Source organism: Leadbetterella sp. DM7, assembly GCF_040829825.2.
GTDB lineage: Bacteria > Bacteroidota > Bacteroidia > Cytophagales > Spirosomataceae > Leadbetterella.
Genome location: NZ_JBFOLH020000005.1, coordinates 1 through 15,337, shown reverse-complemented (window position 1 = coordinate 15,337; position 15,337 = coordinate 1). Strand labels below are relative to the sequence as shown.

The 15,337-nt window shown below is 52.0% G+C and carries 14 protein-coding genes; 7 read left to right on the top strand and 7 right to left on the bottom strand.

Annotated features, from left to right (window positions below):
* Positions 1-141: 141 nt before the first annotated feature.
* The 3 genes from feoB to AB2U10_RS07395 form a co-directional block, all read right to left on the bottom strand.
* Entirely contained in the window at positions 142-2,196 is a 2,055-nt protein-coding gene (feoB, locus tag AB2U10_RS07405) for a ferrous iron transport protein B (RefSeq protein WP_367915101.1), read from the bottom strand.
* Positions 2,186-2,428: a FeoA family protein gene (locus AB2U10_RS07400; RefSeq protein WP_367915100.1), complete on the bottom strand. Its 243-nt coding sequence runs from the start codon at positions 2,426-2,428 to the stop codon at positions 2,186-2,188. The genes feoB and AB2U10_RS07400 overlap by 11 nt, the downstream gene beginning before the upstream one ends.
* 109 nt (positions 2,429-2,537) lie before the next feature.
* Positions 2,538-4,874, bottom strand: coding sequence for a glycoside hydrolase family 3 N-terminal domain-containing protein (locus tag AB2U10_RS07395; RefSeq protein WP_367915099.1), 2,337 nt, complete (start codon positions 4,872-4,874; stop codon positions 2,538-2,540).
* Positions 4,875-5,209: 335 nt separating this feature from the next.
* Here AB2U10_RS07395 and gdhA point away from each other — a divergent pair, with 335 nt between their 5' ends.
* Positions 5,210-6,538, top strand: a complete 1,329-nt coding sequence (gdhA, locus tag AB2U10_RS07390; RefSeq protein ID WP_367915098.1) for an NADP-specific glutamate dehydrogenase — start codon at positions 5,210-5,212, stop codon at positions 6,536-6,538.
* Here the strand turns inward: gdhA and queG are convergent.
* Positions 6,535-7,455: a tRNA epoxyqueuosine(34) reductase QueG gene (gene queG, locus AB2U10_RS07385; RefSeq protein ID WP_367915097.1), complete on the bottom strand. Its 921-nt coding sequence runs from the start codon at positions 7,453-7,455 to the stop codon at positions 6,535-6,537. The two genes, gdhA and queG, sit on opposite strands and share 4 nt — an antisense overlap.
* Before the next feature lie 118 nt (positions 7,456-7,573).
* On the opposite strand from queG, the gene AB2U10_RS07380 reads away from it, so the two are divergent.
* Entirely contained in the window at positions 7,574-8,374 is an 801-nt protein-coding gene (locus AB2U10_RS07380; protein WP_367915096.1) for a hypothetical protein, read from the top strand.
* Positions 8,375-8,379: 5 nt separating this feature from the next.
* On the opposite strand, the gene AB2U10_RS07375 is transcribed toward AB2U10_RS07380, so the two are convergent.
* Genes AB2U10_RS07375 through AB2U10_RS07365 form a run of 3 tightly spaced genes read right to left on the bottom strand, consistent with a single transcriptional unit; the run spans position 8,380 to position 10,015 of the window.
* On the bottom strand, positions 8,380-9,081 hold the full coding sequence (locus tag AB2U10_RS07375) for a superoxide dismutase (RefSeq protein ID WP_367915095.1): 702 nt from the start codon (positions 9,079-9,081) through the stop codon (positions 8,380-8,382).
* A gap of 39 nt (positions 9,082-9,120) precedes the next feature.
* Positions 9,121-9,723 (bottom strand): recombination mediator RecR, encoded by a 603-nt coding sequence (gene recR, locus AB2U10_RS07370; RefSeq protein WP_367915094.1) that lies wholly within the window; start codon positions 9,721-9,723, stop codon positions 9,121-9,123.
* A 4-nt stretch (positions 9,724-9,727) separates the two neighbouring features.
* Complete coding sequence (locus tag AB2U10_RS07365; protein ID WP_367915093.1) at positions 9,728-10,015, bottom strand: ATP-dependent Clp protease adaptor ClpS; 288 nt, start codon at positions 10,013-10,015, stop codon at positions 9,728-9,730.
* Between the two features lie 191 nt (positions 10,016-10,206).
* On the opposite strand from AB2U10_RS07365, the gene AB2U10_RS07360 reads away from it, so the two are divergent.
* From AB2U10_RS07360 to AB2U10_RS07340, 5 genes are all read left to right on the top strand, one after another.
* Positions 10,207-11,673 (top strand): sodium:solute symporter, encoded by a 1,467-nt coding sequence (locus tag AB2U10_RS07360; protein WP_367915092.1) that lies wholly within the window; start codon positions 10,207-10,209, stop codon positions 11,671-11,673.
* A gap of 60 nt (positions 11,674-11,733) precedes the next feature.
* Positions 11,734-12,678: a formylglycine-generating enzyme family protein gene (locus tag AB2U10_RS07355; RefSeq protein ID WP_367915091.1), complete on the top strand. Its 945-nt coding sequence runs from the start codon at positions 11,734-11,736 to the stop codon at positions 12,676-12,678.
* A 3-nt stretch (positions 12,679-12,681) separates the two neighbouring features.
* A complete protein-coding gene (locus AB2U10_RS07350) occupies positions 12,682-13,995 on the top strand; it encodes a Gfo/Idh/MocA family protein (RefSeq protein ID WP_367915090.1) in 1,314 nt (437 codons plus the stop codon).
* 103 nt (positions 13,996-14,098) lie between these two features.
* The gene (locus AB2U10_RS07345) at positions 14,099-14,761 is read left to right on the top strand and encodes a response regulator (RefSeq protein ID WP_367915089.1); all 663 of its coding nucleotides are present in this window, start codon (positions 14,099-14,101) and stop codon (positions 14,759-14,761) included.
* 27 nt (positions 14,762-14,788) lie between these two features.
* Positions 14,789-15,148, top strand: coding sequence for a hypothetical protein (locus AB2U10_RS07340; protein WP_367915088.1), 360 nt, complete (start codon positions 14,789-14,791; stop codon positions 15,146-15,148).
* Positions 15,149-15,337 lie beyond the last annotated feature (189 nt).

Sequence of the window (15,337 nt, the reverse complement as noted above, 5' to 3'; positions counted from 1 at the left end):
GATTACACCCCTCCGTGAGCCCTCACCCGCATCCGCAATCGGGTCCGCAACCGGGTTTTTTGGGTTTCCGGGGCCACAACCACCTGCGCCCCAGGAAAGCCAGGGCAGCCACAACGGCTCCGTACATTAAAATATCCTGTATCATTTCAGTAAGCTATAAGCTAAAAACGCAGAAAGATAAGCCAGCGTACTCATAAAAAGAATCTGGATGATGGTCCATTTCCAGGAGTTGGTCTCGCGCCGCATAATGGCAATCGTAGATATGCACTGCATGGCAAAGGCATAAAAAAGCAACAGCGAGGCGCCCGTAGCCAGGTCAAACATCCTGGAGCCGTCAGGCCTCCGCTCCCGGTCCATTCTCTCCACAATCCGGGTTTCTTCTTCTCCGTGGCTGCCTATGTTATAAAGGGTGGCCAGGTTGCCTACAAATACCTCGCGGGCCGCAAAAGACGTCAGCACGGCGATACTCACTTTCCAGTCGTATCCTAACGGACGAAAAACAGGCTCTATGCCGCTTCCCATCATACCGATATACGAATGGCGTAACTTATACCCTTCCACTTCATCCTGCCATTCTTCTTCCGAAAGGTTTTTCCCCGCAAAGCTCTCCGTTACCTTTTCTTCGGCCTTCCCGAAAGTAGAGGCCGGGCCATGGGAGCCCAGGAACCACAGGAGCACCGAAAGCGCCAGGATGATCTTACCGGCCCCTTCCACAAATGAGCGGGTCTTCTCAATCATCATATTCAGCACATTTTTAGCTAAGGGACGGCGGTAAGGCGGCATTTCTATGATGAGATAGCTTTTGGTAACGGGCTTAACCACCTTTTTCAGGAGCCATGCCCCGCCTAGGGCCGCCACGAAGCCCAGGAAATACATAAGCGCCATCACCAGTCCCTGCAGGCCGATAACGCCCAATACCTTCTGATCGGGAATAACCAGGGAAATAATGATCACGTAGACGGGTATACGGGCCGAGCAGGTGGCAAACGGCGTTACCAGCATGGTAATAAGCCTTTCACGCGTATTTTCGATATTCCTGGCCGACATGATGGCCGGAATGGCGCAGGCCACCCCGGAAATAAGCGGCACCACCGACTTGCCGCTCAGTCCGAAAGGCCGCATCAGCTTATCCATCAGGAAAACCACCCGGCTCATATAACCGCTTTCTTCCAGCAGGGCGATAAACATAAAAAGGATGGCGATCTGGGGAATAAAGATGACTACGCCGCCAATACCGGGAATAACGCCTTCCGAAAGGAGCCCGGTAAACTTGCCTTCGGGCAGGGTGGCCGACACCCAGGCAGACAGCTGGGCAAACTTCTCGTCGATCCAGTCCATAGGGATGGCCGACCACGAAAAAATAGCCTGGAAAACCAGCATCATAATCCCGAAAAAGATCAGGTACCCCCATACCCTGTGCGTCAGGATGCGGTCGGCCCGGGCCTGCCACCCGGTAGCTTCCGAAATATCTTTGGTATAGGCAGATTTCAGTATTTCACCGATCAGCTGGTAGCGCTTAATGGTTTCTTTCTGCTGAAGCCGTTTGATATCTCCGGTTGAAAGCTCATCGTCAGGAACCGGCACACCTTCAAATACGGCTCCCTGCGAGCGTGCCAGCCAGCTTTTATAATCCATGGAGCGGAAGTAGTCTTCGTCTACCGCGGCCAGGCGGGTTAACGGGCCGGTGTGGGCATCGGCATACCGGGCCATGGCTGCTTTCAGCTCGGTAATGCCCTGGCCCGTGCGGGTAGAAATCAGCACCACTTCTGTTTTGAGCTGCTCCGATAAGGCCTGTATATCGATCTGTATCCCTTTGGCCGACAGGCGGTCGGCCATGTTGATGGCCAGCACAGCCGGAAAGCCCAGGTCTTTGATCTGTGTAAACAGCAGCAGGTTTCTTTTGAGGTTCTCCACTTCAGCCACTACCACCACCACATCGGGGAAGAATTTATTGTGGGGATCAAAAAGGGTTTCCAGCACCAGCTCCTCGTCTCTTGAGCCGGGTTGAATAGAATATATACCCGGCAGGTCAATAATCTTTGCCCTGAGCGTATCGTTGATCCGGGTGGTCCCGGTTTTCCGGTCTACTGTAATGCCGGGGTAATTGCCTACCCGCTGGTTAAGCCCGGTCAGCGTATTAAAAACCGATGTTTTCCCCACGTTCGGGTTCCCTACCAGCGCTACCTTAAATTCCATGTGTTCCGTTGCTTAAGAGTTCCACATCTACCTGCATGGCCATATCCCTGCGCATGCAAAGCGGCATACCGTCTACCCGGAGGTAGTAGGGGTCGCCCAGGGGAGCCTTCAGGACAAGCTCTACCTCGCTTCCCGGAAAACAGCCCATCTCCACCACCTTCATGGGAAGATGCTCCATATCAAGGTATCTGATCACTGCCTTCTGGCCGGCTTTTAATTCGTGTAATTTCATGTTTGTTTTTAGACTAAATCTATTCTTTAGTTTCGAGTTGTGAGTTGTGAGTTCCGAGTGGTTCCCGAAACTCTCTACTCTCTACTCTCTACTCTCTACTCGGAACTATCTACTCGGAACTATCTACCCAAAACTTCCCTTCCAGCCGTATATCTGCTGATGAGGCCCCGACCATCACCGTAAATTCTCCCGGCTCTACCGTTTTCTGCATTTTCCGGTTAATGATTTCCAGCTCACCGGCACGGAGGGTGAAGGTAAGCTGCTGCTCTTCGCCCGGTTTCAATTGTACTTTCCTGAATTTTTTCAGCTGCTTCAGGGGTTGAACCACCGAAGCCACCTCATCGCGCAGGTAGAGCTGAACTACTTCTTCTCCCTCGCGCTGCCCGGTATTTTTAAGGCGAAAAACTACCTCAAAATCGGTCTCACCTTTCTTTTCTACCTTCAGATCCGAATAAGCAAAGGTTGTATAGCTTTTCCCGTATCCGAACGCATACAGCGGGCTTGCCGGCAGTTCCACGTAATCGTGTCCCTGCGGGTGCTTCCTGTTGTAGTATACCGGGAGCTGCCCTACCGAACGGGGTACCGATATCGGCAGCCTGCCCGAAGGATTAACATCACCCGAAAGCACATCGGCCAGGGCATTGCCTCCCTCCTGCCCCGGGTACCAGGCGGTAAGCAGGGCATCGGCATTTGCTGCCGCCCAGTTCATTTCCAGGGGTCTGCCTTCAATATAGATCACCACCAGCGGTGTGCCTGTAGTCCTAACCGCCTCCAGCAGCTCCTGCTGCTTTCCCATCAGGCTGAGGGTGGCCCGGTCAAAGCCTTCGCCGCTCTCCATATCCTGCACCAACTCGTTATTGCTTACGGCAGCACCGGTTTCTATATATTTCGTCCGGAAGTCGCGTGCGCTGGATCCGCCCACCACTACTACCGCCACATCGGCCCTGCGGGCTGCCTGTACCGCAGCAGCGATATCGGTGTTCAGCGTGTCGCGTATGGCTGTACCTTTCACGTAGCTCACCTCGGCATTCTTAAACCGCCGCTTTATACCTTCGTAAACCGTAATCACGTTACTGTCTTCCTGCGGGGCGGTGTAATCGCCCAGCTGGTTGTAGCGGTTATCGGCATTAGGCCCTATGACCGCTATTCGCCGGGTACCCGGCCGGAGGGGAAGAACCCCGTTTTTGTTTTCAAGCAATACGATCGACTCACGGGCTACCTGGCGGGCCAGGGCGATATGCGCTGCCGTACGTACTCCTTCAGCGGCCCGTTGCGGGTTTACGTACGGGTTTTCAAACAGTCCCATTTCAAATTTCAGCTTCAGGATACGCCCCACGGCCTCGTCCAGCTGCTGCAGGGTGATCTTTCCCTCCTCCAGCGAGGTCTTTATCCGCGCAAAACCACTCGCTCCCAGGTCCATATCCACCCCGGCGCCAAGCGAAAGCTCGCCGGCCTCCTGCAGGTTTTCCGCCACCCGGTGGCTTCCGGCAAGTCCGTTGATGCTGAAGAGGTCGGAAACCACAAACCCGCGGAAGCCCCATTGGGATTTGAGCAGGCTGCGGTAGAGCCAGGGATTGGCTGTACACGGCACTCCGTCAATAGAATTGTACCCTGTCATGACCGACAGCGCCCCGGCTTTCACCGCTTCCCGGAAAGGCAGGAGAAAGTTTTCGTGCAGCTCTCTTTCGCCCACCAGGGCGGTATTGCCGTTATGTCCGCCTTCCGGGATCCCGTAGGCAATAAAATGTTTAAGGGTGGATACCACGCTGTACGGTTCTGACAGCTTACCGGCGCCGGCACCCTGCACCGTGGCCACGCCTATGGCGGCCGTCAGTACGGGATCTTCGCCAAAGCTCTCTTCCACCCTTGACCACCGCGGATCACGCGAGAGGTCCATAACGGGCCCGTAGCTGATGTGCGCGCCCTGCAGCCTTACTTCGCGGGCCATGGCGGCAGAAGCTTTGCTGATCAATGCAGGATTCCAGGTGGCTGCCTGCCCGATACCGGTCGGAAAAACCGTGGTACCTACGGCCATATGACCGTGTGGAGATTCTTCTGCCAGGAACAGCGGAATACCCAGCCGGGTGTTTTCCATTACATATTTTTGAAGCGCGTTGCCGGCATGGGCAGCCAGGGCCGGGTTCAGCCCGGTCTCCAGGGTTTTGCGGGTCCAGGGATCAGCGCGGTATACGCCCCAGAAAGCTCCTATGTGCCGGGTATCGATCATTTCCCGGAAGGCGGGAGAGTAACTGACCGAATTTCCTTCCTTTATATACATTTCCCAACCCATGGGGCACAGCAGCTGGCCCACCTTCTCGTCTGCGGTCATGCGCGCCAGCAGGTCGCGGGTGCGGTCATCCGGGCTCAGGGCCCGGTTTTTATACGCGGGCACCTGTCCCGCCACTGAAAATGATAAAATACAAAATACAAGAATTCTCTGAAGCATGCCGTTTGTATAAGGCTTCAAAATTAGGCAAAAATCTGATGGGATGTCGCACGACACAGCGTAAAACCGGCAAAGCTTTTAGCCTACCGGGCGAAATCAGTGTATTATTCCGTGGAAGAAAACAATCTCTCTCGAAATATCCTCCTGCCAAGAGAGAGCTTCGTAGCCTGAAAATTTGGATTTTCCCGGAAAAACAGAACCTATTCAGTTAAAAACAGAACAATAACAAGATAGAATTTAATTATTCCATTCAAAATAAAAATTTATCAAAATAAAAAAAGCCTAAATAATATATCGTATTTATATTTGAACACAATATACAATATACGAAAGTCTTGAATATACTTACTACTATCCAGGAAAGGAACCCCGGTGAGCCTGAATTTCTGCAGGCGGTACATGAAGTGGCCGAATACATTATTCCGTTTATAGAACAGAACCCCCGTTATAAAGCCTTTAAGGTATTTGAAAGAATGGCTGAACCTGAGCGGGTGATCATTTTCAGGGTGCCGTGGGTAGACGATAAAGGGGAAATCCGGATTAACCGGGGCTACCGTGTGCAGATGAGCTCGGTGATCGGGCCTTACAAGGGCGGTCTCCGCTTCCACCCTTCTGTTACCCTTAGCGTACTGAAGTTCCTGGCCTTTGAGCAGACCTATAAAAACAGCCTTACGGGCCTCCCGATGGGTGGTGGAAAAGGCGGTTCCGACTTTGACCCCAAAGGCAAATCCGATGCCGAGGTCATGCGCTTCTGCCAGAGCTTTATGACCGAGCTGTACCGTCATATCGGCCCGGATCTTGACGTACCTGCCGGCGATATCGGTGTGGGAAAAAGAGAGATCGGGTACCTGTTCGGGCAGTACAAAAGAATCAAAAACGAATTTACAGGCGTGCTGACCGGCAAAGGGTTTGAATGGGGCGGAAGCCGTATACGACCTGAGGCTACCGGTTACGGACTGATCTATTTTGTACAGGAAATTTTCAAAACCATCGGTGAAACCCTTGAAGGCAAGGTGATCACCATATCGGGCTCGGGCAATGTGGCCCAGTTTGCAGCGGAAAAATCTATCCAGTGCGGCGCCAAGGTCGTTACCATGTCGGATTCTGACGGGTACATCTATGACCAGACGGGCATCACCGCTGAGAAGCTGGCTTTCATTACTGAGCTTAAGGAAGTGAAACGGGGCCGTATCAGCGAGTATGTGGACCGGTACCCCGGAGCACGCTTCTTTCCCGGCGAAAAACCCTGGGGCATACCGTGCGACATTGCCCTGCCCTGCGCCACCCAGAACGAGCTGGACGGGCACGATGCCCGTCTCCTGATCGACAACGGATGCCGCTACGTGGCCGAAGGCGCCAACATGCCCTGCACCACCGAAGCCGTGGCCCTGTTCAATAAAGAAAGAATTTATTACGTACCCGGCAAAGCGGCCAATGCCGGCGGAGTGGCGGTATCGGGGCTCGAAATGACCCAGAATTCCCTTCGCTATGCCTGGTTCAAGGAGAAGGTTGACGACCGCCTGCGCATCATCATCAAAGGCATTCATGCCACCTGCGTACAGTACGGCCGCGAAGAAGACGGTCACATCAACTATGAGAAGGGCGCCAATATCGGCGGCTTTGTAAAAGTGGCTGACGCCATGATTGACCAGGGCGTGGTTTAAGGTTCTCCGGAGAAACGGATATTTCTCTGCAGGCCTTCCAGCTTTGTGCGTTTTACCGGGGAGTTTTTAAACAGGGTGTTAAAAACTTCCCGCGTGATCTCTTCCCAGTCTTTAAATTCTTTCAGGTTCTCATTGGGTGAAAATTCGGGCGTCTGGTGCGGCCGGGCAAACGAGTTCCAGGGGCATACATCCTGGCAGATATCGCAACCGAATACCCAGTTTTCCATTTTCCCCCTGAATTCATCGGGGATCTGCTCTTTCAGCTCTATGGTCAGGTAGCTGATGCATTTGCTGCCATCTACCTGGTAAGGCTCTGCAATGGCCCCGGTGGGACAGGCGTCTATACAGGCGGTGCAGGTACCGCAGTAATCTTTGATGGGCCCGTCAGGTTCCAGGGGCAGGTCAGTGATCAGCTCGCCTATAAAAAAGAAGCTCCCGATCTTCCGGTTAATCACATTGCTGTTCTTGCCCACCCAGCCAAGTCCCGAGCGCCGTGCCCAGGCCTTATCCATCACCGGCGCCGAGTCTACAAAGGCCCGGCCGTTCACTTCTCCTATTTCTTCCCGTATACGCTCAATGAGGGTTTTCAGCTTGTCTTTAATCACAAAATGGTAATCTACTCCATACGCGTACTTCGAGATCTTATAAGTGGTTTCGCTGAGCTCTTCTTCCGGGTAGTAATTGAGGATAACGGTGATGACCGAGCGGGCGTCGTCTACCAGGAGGCGGGGATCGAGCCGCTTGTCGAAATAATTAGCCATATAGGCCATTTTCCCGTGGTAATTTTTATTCAGCCAGCTCTCCAGGCGGCCAGCCTCTTCTTCCAGGAATTCGGCTTTGGAGATACCGCAGAAATCAAAGCCCGCTTCTGCCGCCAGCCGCTTGATGATGCCCGTATTTCTTCTCACCAATTCCATATTGGCCGTAAAATTACAACGATCGCTTAAATTAATCTGCTTTTTCCCACAGCATAAAGCAAAGTTCTTATTACTTTTACCACTGACACCCTGCCAATTAAACATGGGATAGATTTTGATGGAGAAGTTACCCTTGCTGATGACCGCCTCGGTGGATACCCGCGGTATGTCTCATGCCCGGTTCAGCACTAAAGAACGGGAAGAAATGTACCTGAGCACATTGCAGTTGTACGGCAGGAAACTCCTGGACAAAGGAAACTACACGCTTGTTTTTGCCGACAATTCAGGCTGGGATCTCGGCCGACTGAAGGCCGGACTACCCGAAAAATACCTTCACAAAATCGAATTTCTTTCTTTTGACCCGGCTGATTTTGATATTTCAAGAGGGAAAGGATACAACGAGGTGCTTTTAATACAGGCGGCCATAGAGCAGTCGGTGTATATCCGCCGGGCACAGGCCTTTCTCAAAGTTACCGGCCGGTATCCCGTGCACAACATCCGGTATTTCCTGGATTACGGCAGCCGGGAGATCATGGAAAAGGGAAAAGAGCTGTATATCGACATCAAGGATCATAATCTATACCGTAAGCTGGGACTTAACTGGTGCAGCCGTTTTGCCGATGTACGGCTTTTCGGAGTAACCAGCGCATTTTTTCTCCGGTACGTAGCTACCGAAAACCATACGCTGAACGATATGGAGGGCAAGCTGCTGGAAGGCCTGATGTATAACGTGATCAAGCCGCGTATGGAAAGCAGACAGCTGGTGTACCGTTTCAACCGGGAACCCCGCTTCGGCGGACGGGAAGGAACGCTCATCCCCGCATTTTCATTTGACGAAGATCAACGTTCCTTCAAAAGCCGGCTAAAGCGGCTTACCGGCAATATTCTCCGGCTGGTCGCTCCCGGTTTCCTCTTTTAGCCTCCTTATTTTTTCTTCAGTGCCGCTGCGTAATTTTTGCCGGCCTGATCCCAGTTCACCAGGTTCCAGAAAGCGGTTACGTAATCGGCCCGTTTGTTCTGGTATTTCAGGTAGTAGGCGTGTTCCCACACATCCACACCGATAATGGGGCAGCCTTTAACTTCCGCTACATCCATGTAGGGGTTATCCTGGTTAGGGGTGGAAACGATTTTCAGGGCGCCGTCTTTTTGCAGGATAAGCCAGGCCCAGCCCGAACCGAAACGGGAGGCCGCCGCCTTATTGAATTCCTCTTTCATCTTATCCACGCTGCCGAAATCACTGTTGATTTTTTTCAGGAGCGCCCCGGAAGGCTGGGTTTTGGCAGGACTGAGAATTTCCCAGAAAAAGGAGTGATTCCAGTGGCCGCCACCGTTATTCCTTACCGCCGTACTGTATTTTGAAATATTTTTGATGATGTCTTCGAGACTGGTGCCTGCATCGGCATCGGTCAGCGCCTTGTTCAGGTTATCTACATAGGCCTTATGGTGGCGGGAATGATGGATCTCCATCGTCTGGGCATCGATGTGGGGTTCCAGGGCATTGTATGCATACGGCAGCTGAGGCAGCGTAAATTTACCTTCTACGGGTTGAAAGGGCATTTTTGCCCACGATGTACGGGTGGCTGCAAGGCCTAAGGCCAGGGTAGCCAGAAAGTTTTTCCTTTTCATAGTATATACAGATATATGGTTTAACCTTTATTGAGCCGTTTAAAAATCTATCCTGCTCAGGATACTTCTGCCCAAAGTGATCTCGTCGGTATATTCCAGGTCTCCGCCTACGGGGATACCGCGTGCAATAGTGCTTACCTTCAGGTCAAAGTCAGACAGCTTCTTCTTAATATAAAACGCTGTGGTGTCGCCTTCCATTGTAGGACTGAGGGCCAATATCACTTCGCGGATCTCCGGGTGGGTTCCGATCCGGTTCACGAGGGCGTCAATGTTCAGCTGGTGAGGCCCGATGCCCTGCACCGGCGAGATCACCCCACCCAAAACGTGGTATTTCCCGGTAAACTGCCCGGTATTCTCAATGGCCAGAACGTCTTTGGTATCCTGTACCACGGCCAGGAGGGCGGAGTCGCGGCGATGGGAGCCGCAAATCTGGCAAAGATCGCTATCCGAGATATTGAAGCACTCGCGGCAATAGGTGGTCTTTTCAACCAGGTTCAGCAGCGAGCGGCTGAGGCCATAGGCCTGCGACTTATCTGCTTTGAGCAGGTGCAGGGCCATTCGCAGCGCCGATTTCTTCCCTATGCCCGGAAGCCTGGCGATTTCCTGCACAGCCTCTTCGATGGTTCTTGACGGATAATTCAAGGCTTTATCTCAGTAATATTTCGGCGGAGATCCCACGGTCGGTAATGGCTTTGCGGATCGGCGTCAGTTCTTCAAAATCTCCGTTCTTCACAGCGCATTTCCCCTTAAAATGAATGATCAGCGTACACTGTTCCGCCTGCTCAAAGGTATGACCGCAATATTCGATCAGGGTATCTATTACGTGCTCAAACGTGTTTATGTCATCATTAAAAACTACCAACGAATATAATTTAACATCATCCAGGATAACCTCCTCTTCCACTAAAATATCCAGTTCGGGTGCCGGTTTCATAGTATACTTCTCTTGCACTAATACTCAAAATTAGATAATTATCTTCTTTTTTCAACCAATTACCGGCTAAAATAGTTTCGGGAGCAGGGTTTGTTCCTCCTTCCTCTTATTAAAAAAAAGCAAAACTGCCCCGGGGTATAATTTATTTTCAGATATTTGTTTCTGTATCATAAAATTTCAACCCCTATTCTATGAGTCCTTATTTAGCTCTGGGCATACTTTTCGTTTATTTTGCAATCCTTATTCTTATTTCTATACGTACTTCCCGGAACGCCGACTCCGGCTCTTTTTTCCTGGCCAATAAGTCGGCACCGTGGTACCTGGTAGCCTTCGGCATGATCGGTACCAGCATATCGGGGGTCACTTTTGTTTCGGTTCCGGGAAAAGTAGGCGCTGAATCGTTCGGGTATTTCCAGATGGTGCTGGGGTTTGTGCTGGGTTACCTCTTTATCGGAACGGTCCTGATGCCGCTTTATTACCGGCTTAACCTGATCTCCATTTACCAGTTTTTCCAGACCCGTTTCGGTTTCTGGTCGTACAAGACCGGCTCCGCCATTTTTCTTATTTCCAGAACGGTAGGCTCTGCCGTAAGGCTTTACGTAGCCGTAAGCGTACTCCAGATGGCCATTTTCGGCCCCATCGGCATCCCCTTCGAGCTTTCGGTGATTTTTACCATCCTGCTGATCTGGGTATACACGTTCAAAGGCGGTGTGAAGACCATTCTGGTGACCGATACCCTCCAGACTTTCTTCCTGATCGCCGCCCTGATCACCACTATTTTCCTGATCAAAAGCCAGATGAACTGGAACCTTGGCGAAATGGTCCGGCAAATATCCGCTTCCGATTATTCCCGGATATTCCACTTTGACCAGGGCTGGGGCGACAAGCAGAATTTCTTCAAGCTGTTTATCAGCGGTATGTTTATCACCATTGTGATGACGGGCATGGACCAGGACCTGATGCAGAAGAACCTTTCCTGTAAAAACATCGGCGAGGCCCAGAAAAACATGATGTGGTTTACGGTTACCCTGGTGGTGGTGAACCTGCTTTTCCTGAGCCTGGGCGCCATGCTGTTCATGTATGCCCATAAAACGGGGATACAGGTGCCGGCCAACAGCGATGACTTTTACCCCATGATGGCCCTCGAAATATTCAACGGCCCCGATTTCGGGCTTGCCGGCGTGCTGGTGGGCGTGACTTTCCTGGTAGGGATCACCGCGGCCACGTATGCCAGCTCTGATTCTGCCCTGACGGCGCTGACCACGGCATTTTCCATTGATTTCATGAATGTGCAGCAGAAGGCCGAGGCCGAGACCATCCGGATCAAAAACCGGGTGCACATCGGGTTTTCTATCGTATTTGTAGTGGTTATCCTGGTTTTCCATGCCCTAAACAGCACTGACCTGATCACCGCTATCTATAAAATTGCGAGTTATACCTACGGGCCGCTGCTGGGCCTCTTTGCCTACGGTATTTTCACCCGGAGAGGGGTAATTGACAAGGCGGTTCCGTATATCTGCCTGGCATCGCCCCTGATCACGTATATCCTGGAGCAGGTCATCCAGAATACGACCGGCTATAAATTCGGTTTTGAGAACCTGCTGCTGAACGGGCTGATAACCATTATCGGCCTGGCCGTATTTCACAGGAAAAATTAACAGGATTGTATTGGGCAAGCCCGATACTTTTCTTATTTTTAAGTTTTGGTTTACGTATATATGCTTTTTACAAAGATCCGGTTTTGCCTGCTTTTAACGGTTGTATTCCCACTCTCTGCCCAACAGGATTTTAAGTCCTACCGGCAGCAGATTGACGGCACCCCGCTTGCATTTGATATGGTGGCCCTGCCCGGAGGAACATTCATCATGGGCAATAACCGGGGCGAGGCCGACGAGCAGCCCGAGCATCCGGTGACGGTCAGCCCGTTCTGGATAGGCACCCACGAGGTCACCTGGGACCTCTTCGAGCTATTTGTTTACAAAGACCTGGAAGTGACCCGCAGTACCGGCCAGAAGGTATCTTCCCGGGTAGATGCCGTTACCCGTCCCAGCAAACCTTACCTTGACATGACGTTCGGCATGGGCAAGCAGGGCTACCCGGCCCTGGCCATGACCCAGTACAACGCCATCCGGTTCTGCAAATGGCTCTATGCCAGAACAGGCGTATTTTACCGCCTGCCTACCGAAGCCGAATGGGAGTTTGCCGCCAGGCAGGGACAACCCGAAGGCGAGCTGGAAGACTATGCCTGGACCAGCCGGAACAGCAACAATACCACGCAGAAGGCAGGTACCCGGAAACCCGACCGGAACGGCATTTATGACCTGCTGGGCAACGTGGCCGAATGGACCTACGACCAGTACAGCCCTGATTTTTATGCCTCTCTTGCCGGTAAAACGGCGAAAGACCCGGTAAATGTGCCGGAAAAGCTGTACCCACACGTGGTTCGCGGCGGATCGTACCTGAGCGACCTCCGTTACCTCACGCCTACGGCCCGCGATTACTCGGACCCTTCGTGGAAGCAGATCGACCCGCAGATCCCCAAAAGCAACTGGTGGATGCCCGATGCCCCGTTTGTAGGCATACGGCTGGTACGCCCTTTGCATCCCCCGTCAGAAGAAGAAATTTTATTGTATTACGACAAAGCACCTATAAAAGACTATTGAATTATGAATGGACGCAGAGAGTTTCTGAAGGCCTCCGCCTTGCTATCCGGGGCCGCATTGGTAAACAGCTTACCTTTCCAGGGCGCATACGCTGCCGGAAGTGATACCATCCGGGTGGCCGTGATAGGCTGCGGCGGACGGGGCACAGGCGCCGCCTTTGATGCCCTCAGCTCGGGCTTTAACCTGAAAATAACCGCCTTGTGTGATGCCTTCAGAGACAACCTCGACAAGGCGTATGCATCGCTGAAAGAGCGCTTCAAAGACCAGATCGATGTACCTGACAGCCGCAAATACACCGGCTTTGACGGCTATAAAAGTGCTATGGCAGATGCTGACGTGGTTATCCTGGCCACCTCACCGGGCTTCCGGCCTATCCATTTTGAAGAAGCCGTACGCCAGGGCAAGCAGATATTTATGGAAAAGCCGGTGGCGACAGATATACCCGGCATCCGGAAAGTGCTTGCGGCGGCTGAAATTGCCAGGCAAAAGAAGCTGAATGTGGTGGTAGGCCTTCAGCGGAGATACCAGACCAACTACCGGGAAGCCATCCGGCGTATTCATGACGGGGCCATCGGCGAAGTGGTTGCCGGCCAGGTCTACTGGAACTCGGGGGGCGTGTGGGTACGGCCCCGGCAGCCGCAGCAAACCGAAATGGAATACCAGATGCGTAACTGGTATTACTTCAACTGGCTGTGCGGAGACCACATTGTGGAGCAGCACGTACACCAGCTTGACGTAGCCAACTGGGTGAAAAACGCCTACCCCGTATCTATCCAGGGTACAGGCAGCCGCGCTCACCGCACCGCTAAAGAATATGGTGAGATCTACGACAATTTCTCCATTGAGCTTACCTATGCCGACGGCTCGGTGATCTCCAGCCAGTGTGCCCACTTTGAAGGTGCTGCCTACCGGGTAGATGAAACTTTCCAGGCTACCGGCGGGCGGACCTACCTTTCTGCCAACGGCCAGGCCGTATTGTACGACTGGAAAGGCAAAGAGATCTACCGGCATAACCCCAAAGGCAACCCCAATCCTTACCAGCAGGAGCATAAAGAGCTGTTTGAGGCGATCTCCAAAGGGGAATATAAATTTAACAATGCCGAATACGGTGCCTACAGTACGCTTACCGGCATCATCGGGCGGCTGGCCTGCTATACGGGCCAGGTGATCAAATGGGACAAAGCCATACAGTCGGAAATCAGCCTGATGCCTGACCGCTATGCCTGGGATGCCCTGCCCAAAACCCTGCCCGATGCCGACGGATTTTACCCTGTGGCCATACCGGGGGTGAATACAACGCAGTACATTGAGGCATAGGAATTCCGGGTACCGCTTACCGTAATTTCGCCTGTAAAAATTTGCCTTTGATATGGAAATCCGGGAAATATTCTCCACTTTTAGTAAAAATTGCCGGTAGAAGATGAGAATAAATCGTATCCTGATCGCTGATGACCACCAATTGGTAGCAGAAAGTCTGGGGGTTATGCTGGCAGGTGAACCGTTTTTCCATATCCTGGGCATTGTAAATAACGGCTGGCAGGCATTGGATTACGCCGGCAGGAATGAGGTGGACATCATTATTGCAGATCTTCACATGCCTTTGCTGAACGGGCTGGAAATGGCCCACCGGCTGAAAGAAGTTGCACCGGAAACCAAAGTGGTCATCCTCACCATGAGTGAAGAATCAAAGCATATCCGGGAAGCGCTGTCGCTGGGTATCGACGGTTATGTGATGAAAAGCGCTTCAAAAGCCGAGCTGATCGCTTCGCTGATGACGGTAGCTAACGGACAGAAATATTTCAGTGAGAATATTGCCCGCAAGCTGGCAGAAATACCGTTTGAAAGCAGCCCTGACGGAAAGCTGACCGTAAAAGATGTGCTGCCGGTGACCCGTCGCGAAAGAGAGATCATCCGGCTGATCGCAGAAGACCTGAGCAATGCCGCCATTGGCGACCGCCTGCAGATTGCCTCTACCACGGTAGAAACGCACCGCCGGAACATCATGCGCAAGCTGGGGGTGAATTCAGCGGTAGCCCTGGTACGGTGGGGCATGAAGTACGGGGTCATTGACAAAGATAAATAACCATAGTTCACCTAAATAATCAATCTTATGGATACTATCAAAATTCATTTTTTCAAACAGGAAGAAAGCCCGGAGAAAAAGAGAGTACGGTTTTACCAGCAGTTCAAGAAAGACAGCAAACCCTCTTATTTTGACCTGTCGGCCGATGTACCGTATACGATTACCGACAACGACCCGCATGCCACGCCGGACAATCCCCTGACGCTGGTTCTGAATAAGAAAGACCACGGGTATTCGGAGAAGTTCCAGATCATGGCCTTTGCTTCGCCTGACACTACTGATTTTCACCCGCCAACCACTATTTTCAGAATCCAATACGGAAACTCTGATCATGTGCTGGTGGGAAGGATCTTTGATAACTCTATTTTTTCGCGGCTCGACGGCTAAACCGTGAGAATAAACGAGTTGAACTCTTTGCCATTAATGACGGTTTTCCTGAGGCTTATTTTGGGCCATTCAGAAAAAGCCCAACTTGTTCATTAAGAACTTGTTGGGCTTTTGATTATCTTTGTATATCACCCCGAATAATACGGTTGGAGCCAAAAATCGGGGTAACGAAACGGAAAAGATATGCGA

Bases quoted from the DNA above. Each gene is read 5' to 3' on its own strand.
- feoB (WP_367915101.1), bottom strand. From the start codon at position 2,196: ATGGAATTTAAGGTAGCGCTGGTAGGGAACCCGAACGTGGGGAAAACA.
- AB2U10_RS07350 (WP_367915090.1), top strand. From the start codon at position 12,682: ATGAATGGACGCAGAGAGTTTCTGAAGGCCTCCGCCTTGCTATCCGGG.
- AB2U10_RS07375 (WP_367915095.1), bottom strand. From the start codon at position 9,081: ATGAAAAGGAAAAACTTTCTGGCTACCCTGGCCTTAGGCCTTGCAGCC.
- AB2U10_RS07345 (WP_367915089.1), top strand. From the start codon at position 14,099: ATGAGAATAAATCGTATCCTGATCGCTGATGACCACCAATTGGTAGCA.
- AB2U10_RS07395 (WP_367915099.1), bottom strand. From the start codon at position 4,874: ATGCTTCAGAGAATTCTTGTATTTTGTATTTTATCATTTTCAGTGGCG.
- queG (WP_367915097.1), bottom strand. From the start codon at position 7,455: ATGGAATTGGTGAGAAGAAATACGGGCATCATCAAGCGGCTGGCGGCA.
- AB2U10_RS07340 (WP_367915088.1), top strand. From the start codon at position 14,789: ATGGATACTATCAAAATTCATTTTTTCAAACAGGAAGAAAGCCCGGAG.
- AB2U10_RS07360 (WP_367915092.1), top strand. From the start codon at position 10,207: ATGAGTCCTTATTTAGCTCTGGGCATACTTTTCGTTTATTTTGCAATC.
- AB2U10_RS07400 (WP_367915100.1), bottom strand. From the start codon at position 2,428: ATGAAATTACACGAATTAAAAGCCGGCCAGAAGGCAGTGATCAGATAC.
- AB2U10_RS07365 (WP_367915093.1), bottom strand. From the start codon at position 10,015: ATGAAACCGGCACCCGAACTGGATATTTTAGTGGAAGAGGAGGTTATC.
- AB2U10_RS07380 (WP_367915096.1), top strand. From the start codon at position 7,574: ATGGAGAAGTTACCCTTGCTGATGACCGCCTCGGTGGATACCCGCGGT.
- AB2U10_RS07355 (WP_367915091.1), top strand. From the start codon at position 11,734: ATGCTTTTTACAAAGATCCGGTTTTGCCTGCTTTTAACGGTTGTATTC.